Genomic DNA, 17909 nt, shown 5'->3' on the forward strand with positions numbered 1-17909 from the left:
ACGGAGTGCGGGCGCCATGCCCGCCATCCGAGCCGCGCATGCTAGTTTTACCTTCCCGGCCGGAGGTTGCTCCCGGCCGGAAGCTGCTTGTATGACTTGTCTTCATGCGACCGTGCGGCCCGTCTGCGCCGCCGACCATCCCGCCCTCGAACGGCTCTGGCTGATGTTCCGCCACGACATGGCGGAGTTCCAGGGCGGGCTGCCCAGCCCCGACGCCACCTACCACAGCGGACGGCTGCGTTCGGCGATCGAGGACGACGACTGGGCGGCCTACCTGTTCACCAGCGGCGACCGTCCGCTCGGGTTCGCTCTGGTGCGCGCGCTGTCCGGCCCCGCCCGGGTGTTGAACAGCTTCTTCGTGGTGCGCGGCGCGCGCCGTTCCGGGATCGGGACGACCGTCGTACGCGAGGTGATCTCACGGCACCCCGGCCCCTGGGAGATCGCCTTCCAGGACGCCAACGCGGCGGCCGCCGCGTTCTGGCGGCGCGTCGCCACCCACGCCGCCGGCGACGCCTGGACCGAGGAACGCCGGCCCGTCCCGGCCCGGCCCGACGCTCCACCCGACGTGTGGATCTCCTTCACCACCGCCCGCTGACCTCTGGCGCGACGCCCGCCGGCCGGTGAGCGTGACGGCGGATCGGCGACAGTGCTCCCGCGTAGGTGACGCTCCCCTGTTCGGCGCCGGCGAACGCCATCAGACGGGTTGCCTCGTCGGCGAGCTCCCCCATCACGTCGTCGGCCAGCGGGTGGAAGGGCTCGACCGTCAGCACGCCGTTCTTGAGGGCCCACATGCCGCCCACGGTCCCCTTGACCAGGAAGGTGGGGTGGACGACGGCGCCCACGCACACGGCCTTCTGCTGCTCGGCGGTCATCATGCGGCGGCGGTCGTCGAAGGCGACGACGAGGTTGTCGAACCACGGCAGGAACCGTACGGGCGCGGGCACGTCCTCCGCGGCGAGCGGGGCGTCGGGAAGGTCGTAGAGGACGCGGCCGTCGGTGTCCTGATAGGTCCGCAGCGACGGCATCGCCTCCACGACCTCCTTCAGCCGCGTCAGCCCCGACCACCGCTGCACGTCCCGTACGCTCGCCGGCCCGTACGCCGCCAGATAGCGCGCCACCAGCCGCTCCACGGGCGGCGCCGTCTCCAGCGGCCGGCCCAGCCACTCCTCGGCCAGCCTGAACGGCGTGGCGCCGCGCCGCCCCCAGATCCCGTTGGGCGGCGTGTGCACGATCGGCACCATCGCCTGCGCCGACCAGCCCAGGGCCGTCGGGTCGGCCTCGGGCCAGCGCCGCAGCAGCAGGTCGCGGAGCTGGGGACGGGTGAGCGTGCGCCCGGCCAGGTGCTCGCGGGTGAGCTCCGCCAGCTCCTCCAGATCCACCCCCTGGGTCGCGCGTCCGAAGGAGGCCTGCCTGGCCCGGGTGAGGATCACCTGGGTCAGCGGGCGGATCCAGGCGTAGTCGCCCGCCAGCGCCAGGTGCTGGGTGCCGCGCAGCAGCGATCCCCGCACCACCTGCCTGCCGTACAGCAGGCAGGACAGGTCGTCCTGGGTGAAGGCGGCCAGGCGCGTCCACAATCCGAGGTACGGCGCGTCGATCTCCTGCCCCTGCACCGCGACGAGCCGTTCGATGGCCTCGGCCGGCGACAGGGCGGCCCGGCGGAGCAGGAGCTGGCGGTCGAGCGTGGTGCGGTTGAGCACCCGGCGGTTCAGGATCATGGGCCGACCGTAGGCGCTATTGCGGCACGTCTGCTTCCGCGTTGCGCAGCTCGCTGAGGGCGTCGCGCAGGTGCCCGGCGAGTTCCCAGGCGTCGGGCACCATCGCGCGGTCGGTGATGACGCCGATGTCGAGTGAGCCGTCGTAGGAGAAGGCGGTGATGTTGACGCCGCCGCTCACGTCCGAGATGACCGAAACCGGATAGTGGTGCAGCAGCCGGGCGCCGCACACGTACAGGGGGAACTGCGGTCCCGGCACGTTGGAGACGATCAGGTTGATCGGCGGGGCGGCCTGTCCGAGCAGCGCGAACGCCGAGCGTGAGGCCAGTCCCATGAGCGCGGCGGGCATCGACTCGCTGAACTCGCGCAGCCACCGCGCGGACGCCGGCGAGAAGCGGTCCTTGAGCCGCCGCATGGCCTGCCGTACGTGCTGCAGCCGCTCGGCGGGGTCGGCGACGTGCACGGCCAGCGGGGCCGTCATGATCGTCACCTGGTTGCCCGGCCCCTCGGCGCCCGCGTCCCGCAGCGAGAACGGCACCCCCGCCACCAGCGGCTGGGCGGGGACGCCTCCGTGCGCGGCCAGCCACCTGCGCAGCGCTCCCGCGCACACGGCCATGACCACGTCGTTGACGGTGACGCCGAACGCCTTGCGCACCCTCTTGAGCTCGTCCAACGGCAGCGACACGTACGCGAAGCGCCGGTGCTCCGACACGGGACCGCTGAAGGGGGTCCTGGGCGCGGGCAACGTCGGCAGGTCGGGGACCTGCCGGGCGCCGGCCAGCGTACGGGCCAGCCCGGAGACGAACCGGGCGCCGGGCAGGGAGGACACGACGGGGATCTCGTCCAGGTAGGGGACGGCCATGGACGCGAACCGCACGGCGTGGGCGGGGTTGCCGGCCAGCCTGGCCAGGCCGCGCACCAGCATCTCCGCCTGCCCGGGAGGCGGGGAGTCGCGTTCGGGCTCGGCCTCGGGCGGCGGCGCGGGCCGGGGGCCGGTGTCGAGCAGCGCGGCCAGCACGTCGGCGCCGCCCACGCCGTCCACGGCCGCGTGATGGATCTTGGTGTAGAGGCCCATGCGGCCGCCGGCCAGCCCGTGGACGAGGTAGATCTCCCACAGCGGCCGGCGCCGGTCGAGGCGGCGGGCGTGCAGCCGCGAGACCTGCTCGGCGAGCTGCCGCTCGTCGCCCGGGGGTGGCAGGCCGATCTCGCGCACGTGGTAGTCGAGGTCGAGGTCGTCCTCCTGGATCCAGTACGGGTGGTCGAGCCCGAGCGGCACCGGGGCCAGCTTGCGGCGCAGCGCGGGCACGTACGGGAGCCGCTGTTCGAGAAGGTCCTGCAGGTCGGCGCGGTTCAGGTCGCCGTCGAGGATGGCCAGTCCCGCGATGTTGGCGACGTTGGTGGCCGTCTCGAAGTGGAGGAACTGCGCGTCCAGGGCGGTCAGCTGGGGCATCCGTCACACCTCCGCCCGGACCGGTGCCTCGGCACGCCGTCCGGCTCCCTTCCCATGAGCTCCGCGAACCTCCCGTGCTCCCGCTCCCTACCCGGCGTGACCCGCTTGAGGCCCCACCCGCACGTCGGTGCGTTCTTCGCATGACAGGGCAAGAAGGTGCTGGCGCGTCGGCACGGCACGATTGAGGCCTCCGAGGATGAGCATCTACATACCATGCCTTTCCCTATTAATACGGTACGCGCCACCTATCCCGCACTCTCCGACGGCTACGCCTATCTTGACGGAGCCGCAGGCACGCAAACGCCGCAATCGGTGATCGACGCCATCTCCACCGCATACCGGACCGGGATCGGCAACGTCGGCGGCGCCTTCCCGGCCAGCCACCGCTCCGACGCCATCGTCGCCGCCTGCCGCGCCGCGCTGGCCGACCTGGTCGGCGGCCACCCGGACGGCGTCATCCTCGGCCCGAACATGACCACGCTCACCTACCGCCTGGCCAGAGCCATCGCCGGCCCCGGCGACGAGGTCGTGCTGTCCAGACTCGACCACGACGCCAACGTGCGCCCCTGGGCCCAGACCGGCGCCACCGTACGCTGGGCCGAGGTGGACCCGGTCACCGGGGAGCTGCCGGTCGAGCAGTACGAGAGCCTCATCGGCGAGCGCACCAAGGTCGTGGCGGTGACGGCGGCCAGCAACATCCTCGGCACCCGCCCCGACGTGGCCGCCATCGCGGAGCTGGCGCACCGGGCGGGCGCGCTGACGTACGTTGACGGCGTGCACGCCACCCCGCACGGCCCCGTGGACATGCGCGCGATGGGCGCCGACTTCTACGCCACCAGCGCGTACAAGTGGTCGGGCCCGCACGTCGGCGCCGTGGTGGCCGACCCGGCGCTGCTGGAGAGCATCAGACCGGACAAGCTGGCCTCCGCGCCCGACACGGTGCCGGAGCGGTTCGAGACGGGCACGGCCGCGTTCGCCGACCTGGACGGGGTGACCGCGGCCGTGGACCACATGGCCGCCATGGTCCCCGGCACGGGCAGCCGCCGCGAGCGCCTGCTCACCTCGATGGCCGCGGCCGAGGAGCACGAGCTGGCCCTGTTCCAGGTGCTGATCGAGGGGCTGGAGACGATGCCGCACGTCACGGTGTACGGCAAGCCCGCCAGGCGCACCGCCACCGCCTACTTCAACGTGGCCGGGCACACCCCGCGACGAGTGGCCGAGCACCTGGCCAAACTCGGCGTGAACGTCTGGAACGGCCACAACTACGCCTGGGAGCTGACCGGCGTGCTCGGCATCCGCGACTCGGGCGGCGCGGTGCGGGCGGGCCTGGTGCACTACAACGACCGCTCCGACGTCGACCGGCTGCTCGAAGGGGTGGCCAGGCTGGAATGAACCGGGGCTCATCCGTGCTGTGAGAGACGCAGTCTTCGATGGAAAGAGGCGTTTCCCATGTCCCGGCAGGCCGTCGCCGCCCGGCTGATCGTTCAGGCTCTGGAGGCGGAAGGCGTCGAATACGTCTTCGGCATCCCCGGCGAGGAGAACATCCACTTCGTCGACGCCCTCCACGACTCGTCCATCCGTTACGTCCTCGTACGTCACGAGCAGGCCGCGGCGTTCATGGCGGAGATCTACGGCAGGCTGACCAGCAAGCCCGGCGTGGCGTCGGCCACGCTCGGCCCCGGCGCGATCAACCTGCAGCTCGGCGTGGCCGACGCCACCACCAACAGCACGCCGGTGGTGGCGATCACCGCCCAGGTGGGCCTCGACCGCATCTACAAGGAGTCGCACCAGGTGGTCGACCTGGTCTCGCTGTTCAGGCCGATCACCAAGTGGGCCGAGCTGGCGCCGTCACCGCAGGCGCTGCCCGAGATGATCCGCAAGGCGTTCAAGACCGCGCGGACCGAGCGGCCCGGCGCCGTCTACCTGGCGATCCCCGAGGACGTCGAGTCGGCGCCGATCCCCGAGGGGCTGGCGCCGCTCCCGGTCAACGTCGTACGCCCGCAGGACCCCTCGGCCTCCCAGATCGCCCGCGCCGCCGAGGTGCTGGAGGGCGCCCGCAGGCCCGTCGTGCTGGCCGGCCACGGCGCGACCAGGGCGGGCGCCTCGCAGGCGCTGGTGCGCTTCTCCGAACGGCTCGGGCTGCCGGTGGCGACCACGTTCAACGGCAAGGGTGTCTTCCCCGACGACCACCGGCACGCGCTGGGCGCGGTGGGGTTCATGCGCCACGACTACGTGAACTTCGGCTTCGATGAGGCCGACGTGCTCATCAGCGTCGGGTACGAGCTGCAGGAGTTCGACCCCGTCAAGATCAACCCGTTGCGCGACAAGGAGATCATCCACATTCACCGGTTCCCGGCCGAGGTGGACGACCACTACCCCGTGGCGGTCGGGGTGCACGGCGACGTCTCACGCTCGCTGGACGCGCTCGGCGACGCGGTACAACGCCGGTTCGAGACGAACGGCACCGGCGAGAAGATTCGCAGCATGCTCGCCGAGGAGCTCGCGCAGGGGCGTTCCGAGAGTGCATTCCCGCTGTCCCCGCGCCGGATCGTGGCCGACATCCGCGAGGCCATGGGCCGCGACGACATCGTGCTGGCCGACACCGGCGCGGTGAAGATGTGGATGGCCCGCATGTACCCGACCTACGAGCCCAACACGATGCTGGTCTCCAACGGGCTGTCGTCCATGGGCTTCGCGGTGCCGGGCGCGCTGGCGGCCAAGCTGGCCCGTCCCGAGCGCAGGGTGCTGGCGGCGACCGGCGACGGGGCGTTCCTGATGAACTCCCAGGAGCTGGAGACCGCCGTGCGGGAGCGGATCCCGTTCGTGGTGCTGGTGTGGGTGGACGACGCCTACGGGCTGATCGAGTGGAAGATGGATCTGGAGCTCGGGCGCGACTCCCATGTCGCGTTCGGCAACCCCGACTTCGTCGCCTACGCCGAGAGCTTCGGAGCCCGCGGCTACCGCGTGACCAGCGCCGCCGAGCTGCTGCCCACGCTGCGCAAGGCGCTGGCCGACGACGTCGTGTCGGTGATCGCGGCGCCCGTCGACTACGCGGCCAACCTGCAGCTGACCGACAAGCTGGGTGAGCTCACCGGCCCCTTCTGAGGGCCCACGACGCCACCTGGGACGGGTCGCGGGGCCGTAAGATCGGCCCGGTGAGCCTGCCCGCCGTGTCCGAAGCCGCCGCGCCGCCGGTCGAGCCGGCGCGCGACCCCTACCATGTCTATCTCGACTCGCTCACCAGCCCCGAGTCGCGCCGGACCATGCGCGGCTGCCTCGACCGGCTGGCCCGGCTGCTCACCGGCGACGACAGCGCCACGGGCGCGGGCCAGCCGTGGCACCTGCTGCGTTACGAGCACACTGTCCGCATCCGCACGATGCTCACCGACCAGGGCTGGTCGGCGGCGTACGTCAACAAGCACCTGGTGGCGTTGCGACGGGTGCTGAAGGAGGCCTGGCGGCTCGGGCAGACCAGCGCCGAAGACTTCGCCCGCGCCTCCGACCTCGCCCCCGTACGCCAGAGCCGCCTGCCCACGGGCCACCACGTGCCGCCCGAAGTGGTCGGGGCGGCCCTGTCGGCATGCGACGACTCCCCCGCCGGGGTGCGCGACGCGGCGCTGATCGCCGTCCTTTACTCCACCGGCTGCCGCCGGGCCGAGCTGTCCGGTCTGGCCCTCGCTGACTACGATCCCGGCGCCCGGTCGCTGCGGGTGCGCGGCAAACGCGACAAGGAACGGCTGGTCTATCTGACGGCGGAGGCGATCGGGCTGGTCGAGCGGTGGCTCGCGATCCGCGGCACCGCTCCAGGCGCGCTGTTCAGCCCGATCAGCAAGTACGGCACCTTGCGGCGGCGCGACGGCCGGCCGGTGCGGCTGACCGGGCAGGGCATCGCCGACATCCTGACCCGCCGCTTCGGGGAGGCGGGCGCGTCCCGGCGCACGGCCCACGATTTCCGCCGTACGTTCATCGGCGAGCTGCTGGACGCCGGGGTGGACCTGGCGACGGCCCAGGCACTGGTGGGCCACTCCTCCCCCGCCACGACGGCCCGCTACGACCGCCGCCCGGAGAAGACCCGCCGCGACGCCGTTGACCGCCTTCGCCTGCCCCCCGCCCGCCCGCTCGGCTGACCGGCGGCCCGCGCGACCGTGGGCGGGGTCAGCCGGCCAGGCCGGGCAGGACACCGGTGTGGTGGAGGCGGTCGCGGGCGGCCGTGATGGCCTCGCCGGTCGTGCGGAAGACCTGGCCGGCGCGGGTCAGGCGGCCGGCCACCCCGATTGCCTCCAGCGGCTGGTGGTGCCGGTCGGGGATGCCGGAGACGTACACCATGATGCCGCGGCGCTCGAGCTGTTCGATGGCGTCGGCGAGGGCGAGCGCCCCGCTGGCGTCGATGGTGGTGACGCGGGACATGCGCAGCACCACCACGGACACGCCGCTCACCTCGGAGAGGGCCAGCAGGAAGCGGTGGGCCGCCGCGAAGAACAGCGGCCCGTCGAGGCGGTAGGTGACGATGTGCTCGGTGAGCAGGGCGTGCTCGTCCACGGGGTGCAGGTCGCGGCGGAGCGGCTCCTGGTGCAGGCGCGCGTTCCTGGCGACGGCCCGCAGGGCCAGCGCCCCGGCCACGACCAGGCCGAGGACGACGGCCACCACCAGGTCGAGCGCGAGCGTGGCGACGGCGGTCAGCACGAGGACCACGGCGTCGCCGCGGGTGGAGCGGACCATGGCCCTGAGCGCCCCGACCTCCACCATGCGGATCGCCGTGGCGACCAGCACGCCGGCCAGCGCGGCCAGCGGGATGCCCGACACGAGCCCGGCCGCGCAGTAGACGATGAGGGCGAGGACGGCCGCGTGCGCCAGCGCCGCCAGCCGCGACCGGGCGCCCGCCCGGACGTTGACCACGGTGCGGGCGATCGCGCCCGTGGCGGGGATCCCGCCGAACAGCGGGGCGACGAGGTTGGCCAGGCCCTGGCCGAACAGCTCCCTGTCGGGGTCGTGCCGGTGGGCGCCGCTCATGCCGTCGGCGACGGCGGCCGACAGCAGGGTCGACAGCGCCGCCAGGGCGGCCACCGCGACGGCGGGCGCGACGAGGGACGGCAGCGTCCCGGGGTCGAGGAACTCCAGCGACGGCGCGGGCAGCCCGGCCGGCAGGTCGCCGATCCTGGCCAGCGGCAGCTCGGCCAGCTCGGCGACGACGGTGGCGGCGGCCACGGCCGGCAGCGAGAACGGCACGGCGGGCCGCAGGCTCGCGCCCACGATGAGCACCGCGGCGACCGCCACGGTGACGCACATGGCCCACCAGTGAGGTTCCGCGAGGAACTGCGCCAGGGCCTGCCAGGCGACGACGACGACGGTCTCACCGCCCTCGGCGGGCACGCCGAGGGCGTGGGGGATCTGCTGCAGGCCGATGACGAGGGCGATGCCGACGGTGAAACCCGCCACGACGGGGGCGGGCACGAGGGCGATGTACCTGCCCGCACGCGACAGGGCCAAGGCGATCAGCAGCACGCCGGACATCAGGCCGACCGTCAGCACGCCTGGCATGCCGTACGCGTGAATGATCGGCACGAGCACCACCGTCATCGCCCCGGTCGGCCCGGTCACCTGCACGCCGGACCCGCCGAACAGCGCGGCCAGCCCTCCGGCGACCACGGCGGTGGCCAGGCCCGCCGCCGCGCCGGCTCCTGAGGAGATGCCGAACCCGAGCGCCAGCGGCAGCGCCACGATGGCCACCGTGAGGCCGGCGAGCAGATCACGACGGGGGCTGCGGCCCATGGCGGCCAGCGCGGCGCGCTCGGGCAGGACGGAACGCGCCCGCGCCCATCCGCGGGACCACACTCCGCCGGTCACCGACCGTCACCGTCCGACCTGTTTCCGTAGCCGACGATGGGCAGGGGGAATCCGCTCACAGATCAGTCCTTTCAGGTAAGACCCCCGCTCGCGACATCCCGCATCGCCTCGACGCCGCACAAGGTCAAGGGGCGGTCATGATATCTACCAGAAACCATTCTCACCTGCGAGGACGTCAGCGTTCTTGCGGAATTCGCCGGGCGTCAAACCATGCCATTGCTTGAAAGCCAGGTGAAATCCAACCGTCGACTGATAGCCGACGCGCCGCGCGATCCGGCTGTGCGGGAGGGCGCTCCCGGCGAGCAGCCGCGCGGCCGCCTGCATCCTGCGGGCGGCCAGGTGCCGCATCGGCGCCTCGCCGGCGAGGTCGCGGAAGGCCGCCGCGAACGCCGAGCGCGACAAGCCCGACTCCTCGGCCAGCGGCTCCACCGTCCACGGCTGCGCGCGGTAGAGCGGGGACGCGGCGGCCGCGTCGTAGTGCAGCCCGCCGCACAGCACGGCGCTCAGCGGTCCGGGGCCGTCGATCGACACCCGGCGCATCAGGCCCGGCTCCCGCCCGGGGAGCCGCGTGTCCAGCGGTACGGCCGGACTGCCCGGCGCTTCGCCCAGCCGGTGCCCGGCGCCGTGCGGGAAGACGGCCCGTCCACGCCCCACGGCGCGCGGGCCGTCCAGCGGCTCCTGAACACCCCGCGCAGGCGGAGCGGCCCCAGCATCCTCCAGCTCTGCCGAAAGGTGACCGTTCCGGTTCACCGGCTCGACAGAGCCTCCTCTCCGAGGTGTGATGTGGTTCAGGCCTCGGAGAGGAGGCAGCGCAGTGACCGCTCCCCCTGACCCGCCCCACGGCGACGGACCCCCTGCCGGATGGTCCCAGCCGCCGCCCTACCCACAGCCGCCCCAGCAGCGGCGGCCGACCGACCAGGTGCTGTCGATCATCGGCTTCGTCTGCGCCGCGGTGGCCGTGCTGTTCATCCCGATCGTGTTCGGCCTGGCCGGCATCGTGCTGGGCATCGTCGGGCACTCGCGCGGCGAGTCCCTGGGCAAGTGGGCCGCCGTCGCCGGCGGAGTGGGGATGATCGTCGGCTTCGTGCTCGGCTACCTGGTCGTGAGCGGCTCGTACGCCTGACGCCGGCGACGTCCCCTGCCCCTCGGCCGCGGTCCCGCGCGCCTCACACGCGCCGTGAGATCCTGGTGGCGTGCTGTCGCCCATTGACGTGCTGCGCGAGCAGATCATCGCCCATCTGGCCGCCTTCGACCGCAGGCAGGTGCCGCCGGTCGGCGGGGTGCGCAGGGCCGCCGTCACCGTGTGCGTGCTGGAGGACGCCGAGCGCCACCCGTACACGATCCTGATCAGGCGGGCGCCGCACGGCCGCAACCCCGGGCAGTGGGCACTGCCCGGCGGGCGGCTCGACGACGGCGAGCGGCCGGTGGACGCGGCGCTGCGCGAACTGGCCGAGGAGACCGGCGTCACCGGGGTCGAGGTGGCCGGGCTGCTCGACGACTTCGTCACCGACTCCGGGTTCGTGATCACGCCGGTGGTGGCCTTCGGCGGGCGGCAGGAGCCGGTGGCCGACCCCCGCGAGGTGGCCTCTGTGCACGCGGTGCCGCTGGAGCGATTCCTGGCGCCGGGGGTGCCGCGTTGGAAGGGCAGGCTGCTGCAGATGCCGCTGGGCCCCTCGATCGTGATCCACGCGCCGACCGGTGCGATTTTGTGGCAGTTCGCCGAGGTGGCGCTGCGTGGCCGTGAACAGCGGGTCTTCGACGTTGCGCAACCACACTGGACCCGAACGTGACCGATTCTTTGGGGCGTATGGAATATGCGGCGCCGGATGTCCGTTAGCATCGAAAGGCCGATGTGGTCTGTGTCCCCCGGGCCGCAAATTACCGCCTTCACGGAATACCGTTCGGCTGGAGCCGTGTTGTGCATCTCGCCGAGGAGGCGACCGCCACATCGGCCTTAACAGCTTTTCCAGGCGTCCCGCCCACCGGCGGGGCGCCTGCTTTATGGTGGGGTGGCTGACCGCCCGATGATCGCAGGAGAGCTCGTTGCTGTACGAAGTGGTCAAGTTCGCCGCCGCGCCACTGGCACACGCGATGTGCAGGCCGCATGTCACCGGCGCGGCGCACGTGCCGAGGAGCGGGCCCGCGATCCTGGCCGCCAACCACCTGTCGGTGCTCGACTCGTTCCTGCTGCCCGCGCTGCTGCCGCGGCACGTGACGTTCACCGCCAAGAACGAATACTTCGACGGCAACCCGGTCTCAGGATTCTTCATGCGGCTGGGCGGGAGCCTGCCGATCGACCGCGAGAGCGCGCACGCCGCCCAGGTCATGCTCGACGAGGCCGCCGCGCTGCTGGAGCGGGGAGAGCTGTTCGGCATCCATCCCGAGGGCACCCGCTCCCCCGACGGCCGCCTCTACCGCGGCAAGGTCGGCGTGGCCTGGCTGACGCTCAAGACGGGCGCCCCCGTGCTGCCCGTGGCGCTCAGCGGCACCGAGAGGGTGCTGCCGCCCGGGACCTCGGTGCCGAGGCCGGCGCGGATCGGCATCGCCATCGGGGCGCCCATGCGCTTCGACGGCGACCACACCAAAGCACGTGACCGCCGCCGGGTGACCGATGAGATCATGGCGGCCATCCAGAAGTTGTCGGGGCAGGAATACGTGCCGGCGTACGCGTCGAGCCTCAAGGCCGCCGCCAACGGCACACCATGAGCCGGACCGTCCGGCATCGAAACCAGGGGGCTGACCAGTGGCGCGAGGTCGTAAGATCGCGATCGTGTCCGTCGCCGCCGTCCTCGCGGTGGGGGCCGCGGGCGGGGGCGCCTACTACGTGCTGCATACCAGGGGCACGCCCGCCGAGACGGCGCAGCGCTTCGCCGCCGCCTGGCAGGCGGGCGACAAGGCCGCCATGGCGGCCGAACTGGCCGCGCCGCAGCAGTTCAGCGCGTACGACCAGCAGCGCAAGGCACTCGCCGTCGAGTCGACGGTCATCCGGCTCGGCCCTGTCACCGAGGGCGACGACCAGGCCAGCGCCCCCTACACCGCGACCCTGACGTTGAAGGACGTCGGCACCTGGGTCTACGAAGGCAAGATCGACCTCAAGGTGGCCGACCGCACCTGGAAGGTCGACTGGAAGCCCTCCACGCTGCACCCCTCGATGACCGAGGGGGCGACGTTCGAGCTGGAGACCCACTGGCCCGAGCGCGCCGGGATCACCGACGCCGAGGGAGGGCGCATCGACACCGGCACCGTCGGCGGTTCGGTGCAGCAGCTCGTCGGCTACCTCGACAAGGCCACCAAGAAGGACGTCGCCAAGCTCGGCTCCGCCTACCAACCCGGGCAGACCATCGGGCACCACGGCCTGCAGCGCACGTTCCAGAAGCAGCTGGCCGGCACGCCGTCCACGGAGATCCTGCTCGGCGGCAAGACCCTGGAGACCATCGAGGGCAAGGAAGGCAAGCCCGTACGCACGACGCTCGACCCCAAGGTGCAGGACGCCGCCGTCGACGCGGTCAAGGACATCAAGAAGCCGGCGTCGATGGTGGCGATCAAGCCGTCGAGCGGCGAGATCCTGTCCGTCGTCAACAACAAGGGCGGCTTCAACCGGGCGCTGGACGGCCGCTACGCGCCCGGCTCGACCTTCAAGGCGGTCACCGCGATCGGGCTGCTGGCGGCCGGCGTGTCGGCGCAGGACAAGGTGACCTGCCCGAAATACGCGACCGTAGGCGGGCTGAAGATCCGTAACTCCGACGAGGCGGAGTTCGGGTCGGTGTCGTTCCTCGACTCGTTCGCCCACTCGTGCAACACCACGTTCGCGCCGCTGGCCCAGCGGGAACTGGGCTCCGACAAGCTGCTCAAGGCGGCCGAGTCCGTCGGCTTCAACCAGCCGCTCAACATCGGCGTGCCCGCCACCCAGGCCAGCTTCCCCAAGGCCGAGTCCGACGCCGAACTGGCCGCGGAGTCGTTCGGGCAGGGCAGGATCACCGCGAGCCCGCTGTCGATGGCGTCGGTGGCCGCCGCCCTCGCCGACGGCACGTGGCGGCCACCGACGCTGGTGCCCGAGCTCAAGCAGAAGGTCTCCGAACGGAAGCTGCCCGAGGGCGTCAAGGACCCCATGCACGAGATGATGTCCGCCGTGGTCACCAAGGGCACCGCGAAGGCGGCCGGGCTCCCCGCGGGCACGCACGGCAAGACCGGCACCGCCGAATACGGCACCGGGGAGAAGCTCGACAGCCACGCCTGGTTCATCGGGTTCAAGGACGACGTGGCGTTCGCGGTGGTCGTGGAGGGCGGTGGCGGCGGCGGGGCGGTGGCCGCCCCGGTGGCGGCCACCTTCCTCAAGGGCCTCTGAACTCACGAGCTCGCGTGCCTCACGGGCTCGCGGACCCCACGAACGTCGGGCCTCGCGGACGTGCGGGGGTTGCGGACGTGCGGGGAGGCGGGATTGAGGGTTTGCGGGGTTGCTGGACTCAAGCGAGGAACGCGCGGATCTCGGGGGCCACGCGCTCCGGCCGCCCACGCCGGGCGGTGTTGGCGGTGGCGCTGTGGCCGAGGCCCGCCATCTCCACCCGCCGGGCGCGCGGCAGCACCCGTTGCAGCGCGTCGAGCGCCGTACGCAGGTAGGCGGGGCTCTTGCCGCCGCCGAGCAGCAGCACCTCGGCCCCCACCGACCTGTAAGCGAAAGGATCGCCGGCCGTGGCCGTCTCCGCCACCACCTGAACGTCGTGGTGCAGCGTCGGGGCCAGTTCGCTGAACGTCGGCTCCCCGTCCGCCCCGGCCTTCTCCTGCCCCTTCTGCGCCACGACGGTGAGCCCCTCCAGCAGGAACCGCGGCATCCTCATGACGATCGACGGCCCCATGCGGGTGGCCCGCATGGCAGTGACCAGCGCCGCCGTCGTGTCACCCGCGGCGAGCTCGCGGTCGAAGCGGGACAGCCAGTCCGTCGGGTTGGAGCCGGCGATGTCCAGCGGGGGTTGGAAGAGCACGATCTTGTCGAGGGCGGTGCCGGTGAGGGCGGTGCGCAGCGTGATGATGGCGCCCGAACTGATGCCGACGGCGTAGCGGGCGCCGGTCGCCGCGAGCAGGGCGTCGAGGTCCTCGACCTCCCGCTCGACGCTGTACGCGCAGCCGTACGGGCCGCTTCCGCCGCGCCCGCGACGGTCGGGCAGGTAGCAGGTGAAGTCGTCCGACAGTGCCTGGGCCAGCTCGATCTGGCTGCGCCCGACCTGCATGGCTCCGTGCACGAACACCAGGCCAGGGCCGCGGCCGAGCCGGAGGTAGCCGATCGTGGTGCCGTCCTTGGACGTCACGTCGCCGATGGTGGTGCCGAGTGTCGTCATGCTGGGCTCCCATGGTGGGTTCGGTCCATGAAGGGAGCCCGGCTATTGTTGCGAGTGCCATCTCGTGGCCGGGGTCCGCTTCGCGGCTCTGCGGTGCGAGGTCTCCCGGCGGCGGTGCTGCAACACCGCCGCCGGTTCTTTCGTGGTACGTCCCCCGTGCTCGCCGGCGCGGGCCCGGGGTCGCTCGTGGTGCGCCCGCGGCTTCGGTCGCCGCGGTGCGGGTTGTTCAGTCGGTGCGGCCCCTCTCGGCGAGCTCCGCCACGTCGGCGGGCACCTGGCCGGTCCGGTGATAGGCCCGCCACTGCTCCACGCCGGGGAACGTGCCCGCCTCCAGTTCCGCCAGCAGCGCGCGCACCCAGCGGGCCTGGGCCTCGCGCATCGCCAGCGCGTACGCCGACTCCAGGAGGAAGAGCCGGGGCAGCTCGTCACGCTGGCGTTCCAGCGCCCGCCGGTCGTCGCCGATCTGGTGTTCCAGTCGGTCGAGCCGTTGCCGCAGCAGCGCCGTGACCTCCTCGGGCCCGAGGCCGCCCATCACCGACAGCCCGGCCTCGAACGCCGACGGCTCCCGCCCGGGGTCGGACAGCAGCTCGCGGGTCCAGTCGCCGGCCTCCTGACGGCCGGCGTCGGTGACGCGGTAGACCGTGCGCTCCGGCCTGGCGCCCTGCCGTGCGCTCTCCACGACCTCCAGCAGGCCGTGTTTCTCCAGGTTGCGGACCACGGTGTAGAGGGAACCCCATTTGATCGGCATGTCCTGGTCCTTGCCGCGCGCCCGCAGGACCGAGGCCATCTCGTACGGGTGCATCGGCCGGTCAACGACCGCGGTCAGCACGGCGAGCGCCAGGAGGTTGCCGACACGTCGCCGCTTCGCCATCCCGCCTCCTTACTCGCAGACGAGTATACGTAGGCGAGTAAGTGCTGTGAAGCCTCTAAGAGGACGAGGACGGCTCCTCGTAGTCGATGCCGAGCTTGGGAGCGAGCTCCCGCAGCCAGTCCTCGAAGACCGGCTCCAGGTCGGAGTAGGCGAAGCTCAACTGGCCGAGCACCTCCATGCAGAGCAGGCCGTACAGCCTGATCCAGCACTCCAGGAAGACGTGCACCGCCTCCACCGGCATACCCACGCCGGACGAGTCCGCGTACAGACGCAGTTGTTCCTGGATGGACGGATGCAGCTCCCCCGGCGCGGGCACCGGGAACGGGCGCTCCTTCCACAGCTCGGCGACCTCATCGAGGAAGACCTGCTCGAAGCCGCGCCCGGCCAGCTCGCGCGGCGAGTCGGGCCGCCTCTTGCGGGTGATCGGGCTGGCGAACACCCAGCCGAACTCCGCCGGATGCATGATCGCCCAGCCGCGCAGCGCCCGGCACGCCGCCAGCAGCCGGCTACCGCGCCGGTCCGGCGGACAGGAGTCGCGCGCCGCCTCCACCACGGCCGTCAGCTCGCGGAAGAAGTCGGCGGTCACCGCGCCGACCAGCTCTTCGTGCCCGGAGAAGTAGTGGTAGAGCGCCGGGCCGCTCATCCCCATCTCCCTGGCCACCGCGTTGATCGTCACGGCGGCCGGGCCGCGTTCGATGAGCAGTTTGCGGGCGACGGCGCGGATCTCCGCCAGCGTCGCCTGCCTGACCCTGTCACGCCTGCTGACGCCCTGCGCGGCCATGGTCCCCCTCCTCCTGGACACGACGGCGACATCCTAGGGCATCTACGTGTCCCTACTACGGGTATGGGAACTTAGCGCCTCTAGCGAGGGCACGTGATCACCCGCACCCGCGAGGAGGCCGGCAGGTTCAGAAAGCCGTGGTGAGAGCCAGAGCGGCGGCGGCGTCGAGGCGGAGCACCATGATCAGGAGGGTGGCGATGAGGGTCGCGATGAGCAGCCAGCTGATCAGAATGATCACGGTCGAGCGACGTGGTCGGCGGGCGGGGCCCGGTGGCCGGCGGGTCTTCGCCTCGCTGCGACGGACCCGCTCGTTGAACGACTCGAGCCGAGCCACGAGTCGCGGGTCGTCGTCGACGAGGCGCTGCTCGATCTCTGCCAGCATCCGCTCCTCGTCCTGCGACCAGGCCATGGGTGCACCTCCCGAACGCAAGCTCTTCAGGCGTGTTTCTGCCCAACCATGAAGATCATTAGCCGCCGCCCGACCAGGTAATTGCCACCTCTTTCCGTTTGCGATCACGCTCGAATCCTTGTTCTAATCATGGGATGCGCTGGGACAACCTGCGCCTGGCCACGCCCGGTCAGGACGATCCGGCCGTGCCGCTGTTCGCTCGCGGCGCGGTCACCCGCACGTTCGACACGCCCGAGTTCAGGGGGATGACCTTCTACGAGATCCGGGCCCGATCCATCATCAACAAGGTGCCGGGGGCCAGCCGGGTGCCGTTCGAATACACGATCAACCCCTATCGGGGGTGCAGCCACCGCTGCGTCTACTGCTTCGCCCGGAAGACGCACGAATATCTGGACATGGACGCCGGGGCCGACTTCGACTCGAAGATCGTCGTCAAGGTCAACGCCGCCGAGCTGGCCCGTAAGGAGCTGGCCGCGCCCCGGTGGGGCGCTCACCACATCGCGATGGGCACCAACGTCGACTGCTACCAGCGGGCCGAGGGCCGCTACCGGCTGATGCGCGGCATCCTGGCCGCGCTGCGCGACGCCGCCAACCCGTTCTCCATCCTCACCAAGGGCACGCTGATCCTGCGTGACCTCGACCTGCTGACCGAGGCCGCCGAGGTGACCGACGTGAGCACCGACGTCTCGGCCGGCTTCGTGGACACCGCGATGTGGCGGGCGGTCGAGGCGGGCACGCCGCACCCGCGGCGGCGGCTGGAGACGTGCGCGACCCTCAACGACAACGGCATCGCCTGCGGCGTGCTGATGGCGCCGATCCTGCCCTACCTCACCGACTCCCCCTCCCAGCTGGAGTCCACGGTGAAGGAGATCGCCGAGTCGGGCGCCACCCACATCGCGCCCATCGTGCTGCACCTGCGGCCGGGGGCGCGCGAGTGGTGGATGGAGTGGCTCTCGCGCGAGCACCCGCGGCTGGTGCCGCGCTATCGGGAGCTCTACGGCAGGGGCTCCTACGCACCCAAGGCCTACCAGGCGCGCGTGAGCGGGCTGGTCAAGGAGCTCGCCGAGCGCCACGGGGTCGGCCGTGCCACTCCTGCCGCCGCCCGTCGCGTCCCGCCCCGGCGCCCTCCGGCCCCGGCCGGTCCCGAACAACTCCGCCTCCTGTGAGCGTCACGGCGGGCGCCGTCCCGTCCTACGTGCTGGGGCGGTCAGCGTTTGCGACGGTCCCGGCCGGTCCTACCTGCTGAGCCGGTCAGGGTCGTGACGGTCCCAGCCGGTCGCGCCGGGATGGTCGGGGTTTGATGGCCCGGATGGGCGTGCTCTCCCTGCGGACCGAACAGGCCTCCTCCACGCCGAGCAGATATTCCCGTTCACCGAGCACGAACCTGCGCCCGGACCGGCGGCAGCAGCTGCTCCAGGGGGGTGGAGCCTGCCGTTCCCGAGACCGGATGCGGATCCGCAACTCTTCTTGCAAGTCCGAAACGGCGCTGGCGATGCTGTCCCTAACCCA

17 protein-coding genes are annotated in these 17909 nt (G+C 72.0%); 9 read left to right on the forward strand and 8 right to left on the reverse strand.

All coding sequences use genetic code 11. From position 1 onward, the window contains the following. The first annotated feature begins 91 nt into the window (after window positions 1-91). The gene (locus tag GUY59_RS05895; protein WP_138204770.1) at window positions 92-595 is read left to right on the forward strand and encodes a GNAT family N-acetyltransferase; all 504 of its coding nucleotides are present in this window, start codon (window positions 92-94) and stop codon (window positions 593-595) included. Here the strand turns inward: GUY59_RS05895 and GUY59_RS05900 are convergent. Beyond that, window positions 579-1715 (reverse strand): winged helix DNA-binding domain-containing protein, encoded by a 1137-nt coding sequence (locus GUY59_RS05900; RefSeq protein ID WP_138204768.1) that lies wholly within the window; start codon window positions 1713-1715, stop codon window positions 579-581. The genes GUY59_RS05895 and GUY59_RS05900 overlap by 17 nt on opposite strands. 16 nt (window positions 1716-1731) lie before the next feature. Next, on the reverse strand, window positions 1732-3162 hold the full coding sequence (locus GUY59_RS05905; RefSeq protein ID WP_138204766.1) for a WS/DGAT/MGAT family O-acyltransferase: 1431 nt from the start codon (window positions 3160-3162) through the stop codon (window positions 1732-1734). A gap of 213 nt (window positions 3163-3375) precedes the next feature. Here GUY59_RS05905 and GUY59_RS05910 point away from each other — a divergent pair, with 213 nt between their 5' ends. From GUY59_RS05910 to GUY59_RS05920, 3 genes are read left to right on the forward strand one after another with little or no spacing between them, the layout of a single operon-like run. After that, window positions 3376-4554, forward strand: a complete 1179-nt coding sequence (locus GUY59_RS05910) for a cysteine desulfurase-like protein (RefSeq protein WP_138204764.1) — start codon at window positions 3376-3378, stop codon at window positions 4552-4554. A gap of 57 nt (window positions 4555-4611) precedes the next feature. After that, complete coding sequence (locus GUY59_RS05915) at window positions 4612-6267, forward strand: acetolactate synthase large subunit (protein ID WP_138204762.1); 1656 nt, start codon at window positions 4612-4614, stop codon at window positions 6265-6267. Between the two features lie 50 nt (window positions 6268-6317). Beyond that, complete coding sequence (locus GUY59_RS05920) at window positions 6318-7289, forward strand: tyrosine-type recombinase/integrase (protein ID WP_138204760.1); 972 nt, start codon at window positions 6318-6320, stop codon at window positions 7287-7289. 28 nt (window positions 7290-7317) lie between these two features. Here the strand turns inward: GUY59_RS05920 and GUY59_RS05925 are convergent, their stop codons facing one another. Both GUY59_RS05925 and GUY59_RS05930 read right to left on the reverse strand, forming a co-directional pair. Then, entirely contained in the window at window positions 7318-8931 is a 1614-nt protein-coding gene (locus tag GUY59_RS05925; RefSeq protein ID WP_138204785.1) for a SulP family inorganic anion transporter, read from the reverse strand. A gap of 219 nt (window positions 8932-9150) precedes the next feature. After that, a complete protein-coding gene (locus GUY59_RS05930) occupies window positions 9151-9660 on the reverse strand; it encodes an AraC family transcriptional regulator (RefSeq protein WP_252375115.1) in 510 nt (169 codons plus the stop codon). Window positions 9661-9820: 160 nt separating this feature from the next. Here GUY59_RS05930 and GUY59_RS05935 point away from each other — a divergent pair, with 160 nt between their 5' ends. From GUY59_RS05935 to GUY59_RS05950, 4 genes are all read left to right on the forward strand, one after another. Next, window positions 9821-10129 (forward strand): hypothetical protein, encoded by a 309-nt coding sequence (locus GUY59_RS05935; RefSeq protein WP_201760545.1) that lies wholly within the window; start codon window positions 9821-9823, stop codon window positions 10127-10129. Between the two features lie 70 nt (window positions 10130-10199). Further along, window positions 10200-10796, forward strand: coding sequence for an NUDIX hydrolase (locus tag GUY59_RS05940; protein WP_132333447.1), 597 nt, complete (start codon window positions 10200-10202; stop codon window positions 10794-10796). A 253-nt stretch (window positions 10797-11049) separates the two neighbouring features. After that, a complete protein-coding gene (locus GUY59_RS05945) occupies window positions 11050-11712 on the forward strand; it encodes a lysophospholipid acyltransferase family protein (protein WP_236666877.1) in 663 nt (220 codons plus the stop codon). Window positions 11713-11776: 64 nt separating this feature from the next. Continuing rightward, window positions 11777-13351 (forward strand): penicillin-binding transpeptidase domain-containing protein, encoded by a 1575-nt coding sequence (locus GUY59_RS05950; protein ID WP_252375114.1) that lies wholly within the window; start codon window positions 11777-11779, stop codon window positions 13349-13351. A gap of 118 nt (window positions 13352-13469) precedes the next feature. Here the strand turns inward: GUY59_RS05950 and GUY59_RS05955 are convergent, their stop codons facing one another. The 4 genes from GUY59_RS05955 to GUY59_RS05970 all read right to left on the reverse strand — a co-directional run bounded on the left by GUY59_RS05955 (window position 13470) and on the right by GUY59_RS05970 (window position 16400). Then, window positions 13470-14339: an alpha/beta fold hydrolase gene (locus tag GUY59_RS05955; protein WP_138204756.1), complete on the reverse strand. Its 870-nt coding sequence runs from the start codon at window positions 14337-14339 to the stop codon at window positions 13470-13472. A 226-nt stretch (window positions 14340-14565) separates the two neighbouring features. Beyond that, window positions 14566-15210, reverse strand: coding sequence for a PadR family transcriptional regulator (locus GUY59_RS05960; protein WP_138204755.1), 645 nt, complete (start codon window positions 15208-15210; stop codon window positions 14566-14568). Between the two features lie 55 nt (window positions 15211-15265). Beyond that, a complete protein-coding gene (locus GUY59_RS05965) occupies window positions 15266-15991 on the reverse strand; it encodes a TetR/AcrR family transcriptional regulator (RefSeq protein ID WP_138204753.1) in 726 nt (241 codons plus the stop codon). A 127-nt stretch (window positions 15992-16118) separates the two neighbouring features. Next, entirely contained in the window at window positions 16119-16400 is a 282-nt protein-coding gene (locus GUY59_RS05970) for a DUF3040 domain-containing protein (RefSeq protein WP_138204751.1), read from the reverse strand. 134 nt (window positions 16401-16534) lie between these two features. Between GUY59_RS05970 and GUY59_RS05975 the strand changes: the two genes are divergently transcribed. Next, entirely contained in the window at window positions 16535-17566 is a 1032-nt protein-coding gene (locus GUY59_RS05975; RefSeq protein WP_138204749.1) for an Rv2578c family radical SAM protein, read from the forward strand. Window positions 17567-17909 lie beyond the last annotated feature (343 nt).

The organism is Nonomuraea sp. K271 (assembly GCF_009908215.1).
In the GTDB taxonomy this organism is placed as follows: Bacteria; Actinomycetota; Actinomycetes; order Streptosporangiales; family Streptosporangiaceae; genus Nonomuraea; species Nonomuraea longispora.